The 11,746-nt window shown below is 69.9% G+C and carries 9 protein-coding genes; all 9 read right to left on the bottom strand.

The annotated features are described in order from the left end of the window. Positions 1–48: 48 nt before the first annotated feature. The 9 genes from AB0C20_RS20485 to AB0C20_RS20445 all read right to left on the bottom strand — a co-directional run bounded on the left by AB0C20_RS20485 (position 49) and on the right by AB0C20_RS20445 (position 11,659). Positions 49–1,458: a GH1 family beta-glucosidase gene (locus tag AB0C20_RS20485; protein ID WP_357191556.1), complete on the bottom strand. Its 1,410-nt coding sequence runs from the start codon at positions 1,456–1,458 to the stop codon at positions 49–51. Further along, the gene (gene yicI, locus AB0C20_RS20480) at positions 1,455–3,686 is read right to left on the bottom strand and encodes an alpha-xylosidase (protein WP_357191559.1); all 2,232 of its coding nucleotides are present in this window, start codon (positions 3,684–3,686) and stop codon (positions 1,455–1,457) included. Before yicI ends, AB0C20_RS20485 begins: the two co-directional genes overlap by 4 nt. Further along, positions 3,683–4,570 (bottom strand): carbohydrate ABC transporter permease, encoded by an 888-nt coding sequence (locus tag AB0C20_RS20475; protein WP_357191563.1) that lies wholly within the window; start codon positions 4,568–4,570, stop codon positions 3,683–3,685. Before AB0C20_RS20475 ends, yicI begins: the two co-directional genes overlap by 4 nt. Before the next feature lies 1 nt (position 4,571). Further along, positions 4,572–5,540 carry a sugar ABC transporter permease gene (locus AB0C20_RS20470; RefSeq protein WP_357191566.1) on the bottom strand — a complete coding sequence of 323 codons (969 nt, stop codon included), beginning with the start codon at positions 5,538–5,540 and terminating at the stop codon, positions 4,572–4,574. Positions 5,541–5,607: 67 nt separating this feature from the next. After that, on the bottom strand, positions 5,608–6,912 hold the full coding sequence (locus AB0C20_RS20465) for an extracellular solute-binding protein (protein WP_357191568.1): 1,305 nt from the start codon (positions 6,910–6,912) through the stop codon (positions 5,608–5,610). A 75-nt stretch (positions 6,913–6,987) separates the two neighbouring features. After that, on the bottom strand, positions 6,988–8,019 hold the full coding sequence (locus tag AB0C20_RS20460) for a LacI family DNA-binding transcriptional regulator (protein ID WP_357191597.1): 1,032 nt from the start codon (positions 8,017–8,019) through the stop codon (positions 6,988–6,990). Between the two features lie 196 nt (positions 8,020–8,215). Then, entirely contained in the window at positions 8,216–9,124 is a 909-nt protein-coding gene (locus AB0C20_RS20455) for an amidohydrolase family protein (protein WP_357568538.1), read from the bottom strand. Then, positions 9,121–9,930 (bottom strand): metal-dependent hydrolase, encoded by an 810-nt coding sequence (locus AB0C20_RS20450; RefSeq protein WP_238686669.1) that lies wholly within the window; start codon positions 9,928–9,930, stop codon positions 9,121–9,123. Before AB0C20_RS20450 ends, AB0C20_RS20455 begins: the two co-directional genes overlap by 4 nt. Before the next feature lie 103 nt (positions 9,931–10,033). Beyond that, positions 10,034–11,659: a serine/threonine-protein kinase gene (locus tag AB0C20_RS20445; RefSeq protein ID WP_357568537.1), complete on the bottom strand. Its 1,626-nt coding sequence runs from the start codon at positions 11,657–11,659 to the stop codon at positions 10,034–10,036. Positions 11,660–11,746 lie beyond the last annotated feature (87 nt).

The following is an 11,746-nucleotide window of genomic DNA, read 5'->3' as shown; positions in this document are numbered from 1 at the left end:
TGATGTCTGTGAGTCATCACGATGACTCACAGACATCACGCTCCTCAGTTAGTCCTGCGCCCGGTCCAGCTCGCCGGTGGCGGCGAGGCGCTGGTACCAGTGGGCGCTGTCCTTCCAGGTGCGGACCTGGGTGTCGTAGTCGACCCGGATGATGCCGAAGCGGCGGTCGTAGCCGTAGCCCCACTCGAAGTTGTCCAGCAACGACCAGACGAAGTAGCCGCGCACGTCCGCGCCCTGCGCGCGGGCGTCGGCCATCGCGCCGATGTGTCGACGCAGGTAGTCGATCCGCCGGTCGTCGTGGATCCGGCCGTCGGCCGACACCACATCGTCGAACGCCGCGCCGTTCTCAGTGATCATCATGGGCTGGCTGGGGTATTCGCGCTGGAGGCGCAGCAGCAGCTCGGTCAGCGCCGGCGGGTCGATGTTCCACCCCATCGCCGTGTACGGGCCGGGCTGCGGCAGGAAGTCGACGCTCTCCGCGGCCACCCACGGCGTCGAGGTCGACGCGCCGTGCCCGTCGGCGTCGGAGCGGGCCGACACCCCGTCCCAGGCCCGGACCAGGGTGCTGGAGTAGTAGTTGACCCCGAGCACGTCCAGTGGCACCGCGATCAGCTTCTCGTCGCCCTCGCGGACGAACGACCAGTCGGTGACGGAGGCGGTGTCGGCCAGCAGGTCGGCCGGGTACTCCCCGTCCAGCATCGGGCCGAGGAACGCCCGGTTCGCCAACGCGTCGATCCGCCGGACCGCGTCCTGGTCGGCGGCCGAGTCGGACGCGCCCCGGATGACGTGCAGGTTCAGCGTCACCGACAGCTCGGCGGACGGGGCCAGCTCCCGGACCACCCGACCGGCCAGGCCGTGCGCGAGGTTGAGGTGGTGCACCGCGGCCAGCGCCGCCGCCGGTTCGGTCCGACCCGGCGCGTGCACGCCGGAGGCGTAGCCCAGGTACGCCGAGCACCACGGCTCGTTGAGCGTCGTCCAGGTGTGCACCCGGTCGCCCAGCGCGCCGACGATGCCCGCCGCGTACTCCTGGAAGCGCAACGCGGTCTCCCGCGCCGCCCACCCGCCGGCGTCCTCCAACTCCTGCGGCAGGTCCCAGTGGTACATGGTGGCCACCGGGCGGACGCCCCGCTCCAGCAGCCCGTCCACCAGCCGCGAGTAGAAGTCGATGCCGGCCTGGTTGAACCGGCCCGAGCCGCCCGGCTGCACCCGGGGCCAGGAGATGGAGAACCGGTACGCGCCGAGGCCCAGGTCGGCGATGTGCCCGAGGTCGTCGGCCCACCGGTGGTAGTGGTCGGCGGCCACGTCACCGGTGTCACCGTTGAGGGTCCGACCGGGTGTGTGGCTGTAGGTGTCCCAGATGGACGGTCCGCGCCCGTCCTCGGTCGCCGCGCCCTCGATCTGGTACGCGGCAGTAGCCGAGCCCCAGACGAAGCTCTCCGGGAAGTGGTGTTGCGTCATCGTTCCGTCCCCTGGATCTCGCAGATGTAGCCCGTCGAGGTGCCGGCTACCAGTTCGGCGCTGGCCGTCCCACCCTCGTAGCGCACGTCGAACTCGGCGCCCGGCCCGTTGCCGGGTGACGGTACCCGTACCCGGGTCCGCTGCCCCTCGGTCGGTGCGTACACCCGCAGCCGCACATCGTCGGCCCACTCGTAGTCCGGTCGGTCGGTGCGCGAGCCGAACGGGATGACCGCGCCCGGTCGGGCCAGCACCGGCAGGCTGTCGAAGCCGTGCTTCTCGGTCAACCAGGCCGGGCCGGTGACCTGCGCGCCGGTGACCAGGTGTGTCCAGGTGCCGGCGGGGACGTAGTACGTGACGTCGCCGTCGGCGCTGAGCACCGGGGCGACCAGCACGTCCGGGCCGAGCATGTACTGCCGGTCCAGGTGCGCAGTCGCCGGGTCGTCCGGGAACTCCAGGAACATCGGCCGCATCACCGGCGTCCCGTCGCGGTGTGCCTCCTGGGCGGCGGCCGCCAGGTACGGCATCAGGCCGAGCTTGAGGTGGGTGAAGTGCCGCAGCACGTCCACTGCCTCCTCGTCGTACGCCCACGGCACCCGGTACGAGCCGGACCCGTGCAGCCGGGAGTGCGAGGAGAGCAGCCCGAAGGCGACCCACCGTTTGAACACCGCTGGGTCGGGAGTGCCCTCGAAGCCGCCGATGTCGTGGCTCCAGTAGCCGAAGCCGGACGCGGCCAGGGACAGCCCGCCGCGCAGCGACTCGGCCATCGCGACGAACGTCGACTCGCAGTCGCCGCCCCAGTGCACCGGGAACTGCTGCCCGCCGACGGTGGCCGAGCGGGCGAACAGCACCGCCTCGCCTTCGCCGCGCTCGGTCTCCAGCAGCTCGAAGACCGCCTTGTTGTAGAGGTACGAGTAGTAGTTGTGCATCCGCTGCGGGTCCGAGCCGTCGTGCCACACCACGTCGGTCGGGATGCGCTCGCCGAAGTCGGTCTTGAAGCAGTCGACGCCCATGTCCAGCAGGGCCTTGAGCTTGCCGGTGAACCAGCGGACCGCGTCCGGGTTGGTGAAGTCGACAAGCGCCATGCCGGCCTGCCACTTGTCCCACTGCCAGACCGAACCGTCCGGGTTGCGCACCAGGTAACCAGCCTCGCGGCCCTCCTCGAAGAGGTACGAGCGCTGCGCGATGTACGGGTTGATCCAGACGCACACCTTCAGGTCGCGCTCGTGCAGCCGGCGCAGCATCCCGTCCGGGTCGGGGAAGGTCGCCGGGTCCCAGATGAAGTCGACCCAGTGGAACTGACGCATCCAGAAACAGTCGAAGTGGAACACCGACAGCGGGAGCCCGCGCTCGGCCATCCCGTCGACGAACTCGGTCACCGTCTTCTCGTCGTACGAGGTGGTGAACGAGGTGGACAACCAGAGGCCGTACGACCAGGCGGGGATCCGGGCGGGACGGCCGGTGAGGGCGGTGTACCGGCGCAGCACGTCCTTCGGGTGGGGCCCGTCGATGACGTAGTAGGTGAGCGACTGGCCCTCGACGCTGAACTGGGTCTGGGTGACGACCTCGGAGCCGACCTCGAACGACACGTGCTCCGGGTGGTCCACGAAGACCCCGTAGCCGGCGCTGCTCAGGTAGAACGGCACGTTCTTGTACGCCTGCTCGCTGGCGGTGCCACCGTCGGCGTTCCAGATGTCGACGGTCTGCCCGTTCTTCACGAACGGGCCGAAGCGCTCGCCCAACCCGTACACCGTCTCACCGACACCGAGGGCGAGCCGTTCGTGTACGTGCCGGCGGCCCTCGGCGTCGGTGACGACGCCGATGCTGCGGGCGGTGGACGCGGTGACCAGCCGGTCGCCGTGCAGGAAGTCGACCCGCCACCCGTCGATGAGCGCGACCCGCGCGGTCAGCTCGCCGGTGGTCAGCGTCGCGCTGAGCCCTGTGACGTCGACGGTGACCGGGTGCGTCTCGTCGGTGCTCAGCCCGAAGTGCGGCTCGCGGGGCAGCCCGCCGGTGTGGTGGGCGATGGTCACCCCGATGACGCCGGGGGCGGGCGAGAAGAACCGGACGGTGACCAGCGGGCGGTTGAGGGTGTCGCCGCGTCCGGTGATCTGGCCGGTCGGTGCGAAGACGGTGAAGCCGCGCTCGTCCGGCTCGACCGACTCCACGGTGCCGGGCCGCAGGACGCTGACGCCGGGGCGCAGCTGCCAGTACCCGTCGGTGAACTTCACTTCTCGGCTCCTGCCGTGATGCCGCGCGCCAGGGTGCGCTGGAAGATGAGGAAGAAGAGGATGGCCGGCACCAGGCTGATCAGCGCGCCAGCGTTGGTGGTCGGAGCGTCCATCAGCCGGTCGCCCTGCAACGACGCGAGCGCGACCGGAATGGTCTGCGTCTGGTTGTCGATCAGCATGACCAGCGGGATGAGGAACTCGTTCCACGTCCAGATGAAGAAGAAGATGAGCAGCACCGCGAGGGTGGGTCGCAGGTTGGGGAAGACCACCCGCCACAGCACCGTCCACTTGCCGGCGCCGTCCAGCGCGGCGGCCTCCAGCAGCGAGCGCGGGAACGTGCCCATCACCGAGGCGAGCAGGTACGTGCCGAAGGCGCTCTGGATCACGGTGAAGATGATGATCACCGAGAGCTGGGTGTTGTAGAGGCCGACCTGCTTCGCCGCGTAGTACAGCGGGTAGATCAGCGCCTCCTGCGGCAGCATGTTGGCCAGCAGGAACAAACCGACGATCCACAGCCGGCCCCGGACCCGGCCGATGCCCAGCGCGTACGCGTTGAGCAGTGACACGGCGACGCCGAACACTGCCACCGAGCCGGCGATGATCGCCGAATTCCAGAACTTCAGCGGGAAGTTCACCTCGGTCCAGTACGTGCGCAGGCCCTTCGTGTAGAACTCCGTCGGCCAGCTCAGCGGGCCGCCCGAGGAGTAGTCGCCGGGCGACTTGAACGCGTTGAGCAGCATGAACGCGAACGGCACCAGCATGACGAGCGCGCCGAGGGTGACCAGGGCGAGCACCACCCAGCGGCTGACGCCGCGGTGGTGTCGATCGCGTACGGGCCGGGCCGGCGTCACCGGCGCGGTGCTCGGTGTGAGCGTGACGGCCATGTCAGAACCCCCGGTCCCGGCGCTCGCTGCGGGCCTGCATCCAGATGAAGACCCCGGCCACCACCACGATGATCAGTGTCAGCACCATCGAGATCGCGGAGCCGTAGCCGACCTGCAGCTTCTTGAAGAACGTGTAGTAGGCGAAGTACGAGGGCACGTTCGTGGCATTGTCCGGGCCGCCCCGGGTCAGGGCGAAGATCGGCCCGAACACCTTCAACGCGGCGATCGTGCAGGTCAAGGCCACCACGAAGGTCTCCGGCCGGATCTGCGGAAGGGTGATCGCCCGGAACCGGTGCAGCCAGTTCGCGCCGTCGACCTCGGCCGCCTCGTACAGCTCGGGGTCGACGCGCTGCAACGCCGCCATGAAGACGACCACCGGATAGCCGATCTGCACCCAGATCATCACTGCCATCACGGCCGGCAGGGCGGTGCCCGGGTCGCCGAGCCAGTCGTGGCGTAACGCGCCGAGACCGACCGCGTCGAGGAGGCTGTTGAACGCCCCGTCGGGGCGCAGGATCCAGCCCCAGACGATGCCGGCCACCACGACGGGCAGCACCTGCGGGAGGTAGAACGCCGCCCGCAGCGCGGCGGCGGTGCGGGGCTTGAACCGGCGGCCGATGACGTCGAAGAGCACAGCGGCGAGCAGCAGCCCGAGCACCGTGGGCACCACCACCATCGCGACGAGCATCCAGACGGTGTTGCGGAACGACGCCCAGAACACGTCGTCCTGCAGCAACTGCTGGTAGTTGTCCAGGCCGACCCACCGGGGGTCGCCGATGCCGGACCACTTGGTCAGCGACAGATAGAGGGTGCCGACCAGCGGCGCGCCGATGACCAGGAGAAAGAGCACAGCTCCGGGGAGCAGGTAGAGCCAGTACGCCGCGTTGCGGCCGCGGCGTCTGCGGCTGGGCGCGGGCGGGGTGGGGGTCGCGGCCGGCGGTGTGGCGGCGACCGTCTCGGAGACTGCCATGGAGGATCCTTCCCGGCGGGGCGGGCGGGCGCGCCGGTCGTGCCGGTCGCGCCCGCCGCTCGCCGTGTCACTTGCCGGTGATCTCCTTGACGCCATCGGCGTACGGCTTGGCGATCGTGTCGAGAACCTGGTCGGGCGACTTCGAGCCGTTGATCAGACCCTGGAAGCCGGAGACCAGCACGTCGTAGTAGCCGGGGACCGGCCAGTCCGGGTAGAAGGCCAGCCCGTCGGACTTGCTGACCGTGTTGAAGTCCTCGATCAGCTTGCGGTCCTTCGGGTCGCTGATCTTCGACGCGTCGGCGGCGACCGGAACACCACCGTTGTTGCCGATCAGATCCTGGATCTCCGGACGCAGGGTGATGTCGATGAAGTCGTACGCCAGGCTCTTGGCCTTGCTGTTCTCCGGAACCACCCAGAGGTTGCCGGAGGAGCCGGCCTGAAGGGTGTTGCCGGGGAAGAGGAAGGTGTCCCAGTTGGCCTTCATCTCGGTCTTGAACCGGCCGTACCACCAGCTACCCGAGACGATCATCGGAACCTTGCCGCCGATGAAGGCGGTGCCCATGTCCTCGGCCTTGAGGCTTGCCGAGTTCTTCGCCACGTAGCCCTTCTGCACCCACTGGGCGAAGGTGTCAGCGCCGTACTTGAGCGGGTCGGCCTTGAAGTCGACAGGGTTCTTGTAGAGCTGGTAGTTGTCGACGAACTGCCTGTCGCCCTTGGAGAGGGCGAGCTGGTAGAAGAGCTGCCCGGCCGGGTACTCGGCGCCGGCCATGCCCAGCGGGGTGATGCCCTTGCCGACGAAGGTGTCCATCGCGGCGGTCATCTCGGCCATAGTGGTCGGGACCTTGACGCCGTTGCTCTGGAACAGGTCCTTGTTGTAGTAGACGGTGACGTACTCGCCGTAGTTCGGCACACCGAACCACTTGCCGGAGCCCATCACGCCCTTGTCGCTGTACCGGGCGGTGGTCTGCAGGCTGGGGCTGAGCTTGCCGGCCCAGCCGCGCTTGTCGGCCTCGCTGCTCAGGTCGGCCAGCAGGCCCTGCGAGGAGAGCAGCCCGGCGGTCGCGTTGCCCTTGTTGTACTCCATGATGTCCGGGCCCTCGGACGAGTTGATGATCATGCCCGCGTTCTGCTGGATCTGCTCGAACGCCTTGCGCTCGAAGCGCACCTCGACGCCCGGGTGCTCGGACTTGAAGATCTCGATGGCCCGGTTCCAGCCGACGCCCATGGCGCTGTTCTCGCTCTCGTAGTGCCAGAGCTTGAGAACCTTGGCGTCGCTGTTGTCCCCGCTGTCACCACTGCCGCAGGCGGCCACGGTGGTCGTCGCTGTCGCCGCCAGGGCGATCGCGGCGACGAGCCGGCGGAATCGCTGCATTAGCATCCTCCTCGTTGAGTACTAGCCGGTACTTCACGGGGCCCGCCGTCGCGTTGCAGCGCGGCGGCGGGCCATTTACTGATCGGCCCCCATTGGCTGGCGGCTTCGAGGCGCGGCGGTCGACCCCCGGATCTCCAACGTGCACGGCAGCAGTTGCTGGTGACGAAGGTCGGCGGGGCCGTCCAGGTGGCGCGTCAGCGCCTCGATCGCGATCCGGCCGAGCGCCGAACCGGGTGACGTCATGGCGGTCAGCGCCGGGGTGGCCAGTTCGGCGACCTGCGGCGAGGTGACCATCGAGACGACGGAGACGTCGTCGGGCACTGACAACCCACGGCCGGTCAGCTCGCCGAGGATGCCGAAGATCGCCGTCTCGTTCATGGCCAGCACCGCGGTCAGCTCCGGGGCCTGCGCGAACGCGGCGGCCAGGGCGGCCCGCCCGCCGGCGGCGCTGTCCTCGGCCGCGATCATCACCGGCTCCAGGCCGTGCCCGGTCATCGCCGCGGTGAAGGCGTCCCGGGTACGCAACGCGGGCCCGTAACCGCTGGCCAGCGTGGCGGCCGAGTGGTTGACGTAGACGATCCGCCGGTGCCCGAGGCCGACCAGGTGCGCGACGGCCTCCCGGACGGTCTGGTCGAAGTCGATGTCGACGTAGGAGAGCGTGCTGGTGTCGCCGGTGCGGCCGATCAGCACCAGCGGCACCCCCGTCTCCTGGAGCACTGTGACCCGCTCGTCGGCCAGCTGGACCTCCATCAGCACGACCCCGTCGAGCATCCGCTGACTGGCCAGCCGACGCAGGTCGTCGAGGTCGCCGCCTCCGACAGGCGAGAGCACCAGGTGGTAGCCGGCGACGCTGGCCGCGGCGGCGGCACCGGTGACGAAGGCGGTCTCGGTGGCGCCGAGGCCGCGTTCGTCCATCGGCATCAGCAGGCCGAGGATTCGGCTGCGCCGGCTGGCCAGCCCACGGGCCATCGCGTTGGGCTGGTAGTCGAGCTGTGCCATCGCGGCGAGCACCTTGTTGCGGGTGGCCTGCGAGATCGGCCGGGTGCCGGTGAGCACGTACGAGACCGTGCTGACCGAGACCTGCGCGAGGCGGGCGACGTCGTGCATGGTGGCCACCGCGCACCTCCTCCGGCCTGGGGTGGGACCGCTCCCGAACTTCGTCGAAGCGTTTCGACGAAGCGGTTCGACAGGACGCTAGGCCACCTGTTACGGCGACGTCAATAGCCGATGTCGAAAACAATTCAGGGGGCGCGCGGGGCGCGGGGCGCGGGGGAGTGCCCGGCGCCTTGGGGCGGGGCGTGGGTCAGGGCAGGTTGAAGAGGATGGCGGCGTTTCTCCAGCAGACCGCGCGTAGCCAGTCGTCGCCCAGGTCCAGCCGGGCCAGCCCGGTCACCTGGTCGGCGTACGGGTACGGGATGTTCGGGAAGTCGCTGCCCAGCAGCACCTTGCCGGCCAACCCCAACTCGCGCAACCGGGGCAACTCCTCGGCCGGAAAGGGGACGAACTGGTCGAAGAAGGGCGTGAAGGCCATTGTGGTGTCCAGCCGGACCCGCTCGTACGTCTCGGCGAGGTCCAGGAAGGCCCGGTAGTCCGGGGCGCCCATGTGCGCCACCACGGCGGTCAGCCGAGGGTGGCGGGCGAGCAGGGCGGCGAACGGTTCCGGGCCGGTGTTGGTGGTCCCCACCGGGGCGTGCCCGGCGTGCACCACCACCGGCACATCCGCGTCGGACAGCATCCCCCACACCGGGTCCAGCGCCGGATCGGTGGGCGCGAAGCCGCCGACCTGGAGGTGCAACTTGAACACCCGGGCACCTTCGGCGAGGGCCGCCTCGACGTACCCGGGAGCGTCCGGCTCCGGGTAGAACGTGGCCGAGGCCAGGCACCCGGGGGTGTCGCGGGCGAAGTCCAGCGTCCAGCGGTTGAGTTCCGCCGCCATGCCCGGTCGGTGCGCGTACGCCAGGGCACTGAACGCCAGCACCCCGAGTCGGCGCAGGTGCGCTACCCGGTCGGCGTCGCTCCACCGGTAGCGGATCGGCCATTCGGTGCCGACCAGCGGCCCGGCGGCGTCGAAGTAGGCCCACACCCGACGCAGCAGGCGCGGCGGCAGGAAGTGAACGTGCACGTCGGCGAGGCCGGGCAACCCCAGGGCGCGGCAGAACTCCGGTACGCGGTCGTCCTCAGCCGGCGGGATCGCCGACGCCGGATCGGTCATATGTCGATGTCGAAACGGCTCAGCACCGAGGGCGCGATCAGGCCGACGGTGGCGAGCGCGGAGACGACCGTCAGCGCGATGCGCATCCCGACCACTTCGGCCTTGCTGCCGACGCGTAGGGCGATGCTGTTCGGCAGGCCGATCATCATCCACATGCGCCGCTTGATGGGGATCGGCCAGAGGATCGGCACGCCCGCTCTGGTGATCATGTCGCCGAGGATGTGCACGAAGCAGCCCACGCCCAGCGCGGTGCCGATCAGCGGATAGCCGCGTCCGCCCGGCAGGTTGGCGAAGGTGAACCAGGCCGCCCCGGCCGACGCGAGAGTGATGATCACCCACCCGGCCCGCTCGGCCCACTCGTCGAACAGCCCGCGCAGCGCCAGGCCGAACATGAAGAACAGGATGGTGATGACCGCCCACTTGCCGTACGCGGCGCAGAGCGCCGTGGTGCCCCAGCCGACCAGCAGTGTGAACGGCAGCGTGTGGGTCAGCGTCCGGTGCCCGTTGCTGCGTCGTGGGTCCCTGCTGAGCTTGGTGGCGTAGTAGACCCCGAGAGAGATCTTCTCCATCACCTCGGCGGCGAAGAGCGAGAAGACTCCGAAGGTGCGGGCCACGGTGGCCCCACCCTGGTTCTTGGTCACCTTGCCCGACATGTCGAGGTCGGGAAAGAGCGCGCCGCCGGCGCACACAGCGGTGCCCACCGCCAACGCGAGCGGCGACTGGTGGTAGTCGGCGAACTGCTCCAGTGCCCAGGAGCCAGCCAGCCACACCGCCGCGCCGGACAGCGCGTGTTGCGGTCCCATCATCTCGGCTCACCCTCCCCAGGGATCTTGAGCGCCCAAAACTACGCCACTGTAGTCAGCGTCGGCGCCGCAGGGGCATCACCCGGAAGGTCCACATCGGACCGTGTCACAGGGTGGGGGTGAAGCTCTGCCGGATCATCGGCAAGTATGCCGCGTTGACCTGCCAGTCGAACTCTTCTGTCAACCACGAGACGGTGTAGGAGCGATCGGCCGAGGTGTTGGCCAACAGCCGGAAGCTGTGCACCGGAACGCCGACGGCGTTCTGCCAGCCGCACTCCCACACCGCGCCACCCGCGAAGATGTCCATCGCGGAGATGTCCAGCTTGCGATAGTCCGGCAGCGCGGCACTCGCCGTCAGCCGAGCCTCCTCGGCCTTCCAGTGCGCCACCGGATCCGGGCGGGCCGGCCCCGCCTCGACGCTGAGCACCCGGGACCCGCCGGATTTCCGGAAGCAGGTCACCGAGCCCTCGGTCCAGCGCGCCCACCCGACCGGCGCGGCGATCCGGAACCCGGTCGGGTCGTCGTACCAGGTCCAGCCCTCACGCAGCCCGTACTTCACGTCGGGTGGCGGTGACACCGCCACCACCGGGGTCGCCGACGGGGGCGGGGACGACGTGCAGGCGAACGCCGCCGGCCGGGAGGTCGGCGCGCCACCGCCGGAGCCGGACGGTGTGGTCCGGTCATCGTGTTGGTTGACCAGCGCAAGCGTGACGCCTCCAGCGACGAGCACAGCGGCGGCCGCGCCACCCAGGGCGATCAGGCGCCGTCGCCGGCCAGGTGGGCGCCGCTTGTTCGGGGTCGGCATGGCGGGCTCGCCAGACGGGGCCACCGGTTCGACCGGGTGCGGCGCGATGGCCCGTCCGGCGCTGCGGATCGCCGCGACCGCTGAGGAGCGGACCGACCCGGCGGGCTCGTCGTCGTTCGCCGCGGCGCTGCGCAACAGCGGCTCCGCCTCGGCGGCGGTCAACCGCCGCCAGGGGTCGCGCTGCAACAGGCCGAGGATGGCGGGACGCAACGGGCCGGCTCGACGCATCGGGTCCGGTGGTTCGGTGGCCAACGCGCTGAGCGTCGCCATCGCGCTAGACCGTGCGTACGGTGACTGCCCCTCGACCGTCGCGTAGAGCGTCGCGCCCAGCGACCACATGTCGGTGCGGGCGTCGGACACCCCTTCGCGGGCTCGTTCGGGCGCGACGAACTGCGGCGAGCCGAGCACCGTGCCGGGCCCGGTCATCACACCCTCACCGCCGTCGAAGGTGGCAAGGCCGAAGTCGGTGAGCACCACCCGCCCGTCGTCGGCCACCAGCACGTTGTGCGGCTTCACGTCGCGGTGCAGCACCCCGGCGGCGTGCGCGGCCCGCAACGCGGCGAGCACCGCCAGCCCGATCCGGGCGGTGCGTTGCGGGCTCAACGGCCCCTCGGCGCTGATGATCTGCTGCACCGACCGCGACGGCACGTACTCCATCACGATCCAGGGGCTCTCCCGGTCGTGGACCACGTCGTAGAGGCGGACCACGTTGGGATGGTTGAGCCGGGCGGCGGTGCGTGCCTCACGCAGGGTTCGTAGCCGCAACTCCTCACGCTCGGTCTCGGCCAGCCAGGACGGCGGCACTACCTCCTTCACCGCTACGTCGCGATGCAACATCTCGTCGCGAGCAAGCCACACCCGGCCCATTCCGCCGGTGCCGACCAGGTCGAGCAGCCGGTACCGACCCGCGATCAGCAACTGATGCACGGTCGCTCCCCCTCGGTCACCCCGGGATCCACGATAGCCACCAATGCCGGCTTTCTCATCCACTGAGCGGCCTCGATCCACGACGGA

The sequence above is a fragment of the Micromonospora sp. NPDC048843 genome (assembly GCF_040649965.1).
In the GTDB taxonomy this organism is placed as follows: Bacteria; Actinomycetota; Actinomycetes; order Mycobacteriales; family Micromonosporaceae; genus Micromonospora; species Micromonospora hortensis.
The sequence above is the reverse complement of the archived record's forward strand: the minus strand, read 5'-3'. Positions and strand labels throughout refer to the sequence as shown.

Excerpts from the sequence above, each read along its gene's own strand:
- AB0C20_RS20485 (WP_357191556.1), bottom strand. The coding sequence starts at position 1,458 with ATGACGCAACACCACTTCCCGGAGAGCTTCGTCTGGGGCTCGGCTACT.
- AB0C20_RS20475 (WP_357191563.1), bottom strand. The coding sequence starts at position 4,570 with ATGGCCGTCACGCTCACACCGAGCACCGCGCCGGTGACGCCGGCCCGG.
- AB0C20_RS20470 (WP_357191566.1), bottom strand. The coding sequence starts at position 5,540 with ATGGCAGTCTCCGAGACGGTCGCCGCCACACCGCCGGCCGCGACCCCC.
- AB0C20_RS20465 (WP_357191568.1), bottom strand. The coding sequence starts at position 6,912 with ATGCAGCGATTCCGCCGGCTCGTCGCCGCGATCGCCCTGGCGGCGACA.
- AB0C20_RS20460 (WP_357191597.1), bottom strand. The coding sequence starts at position 8,019 with ATGCACGACGTCGCCCGCCTCGCGCAGGTCTCGGTCAGCACGGTCTCG.
- AB0C20_RS20455 (WP_357568538.1), bottom strand. The coding sequence starts at position 9,124 with ATGACCGATCCGGCGTCGGCGATCCCGCCGGCTGAGGACGACCGCGTA.
- AB0C20_RS20450 (WP_238686669.1), bottom strand. The coding sequence starts at position 9,930 with ATGATGGGACCGCAACACGCGCTGTCCGGCGCGGCGGTGTGGCTGGCT.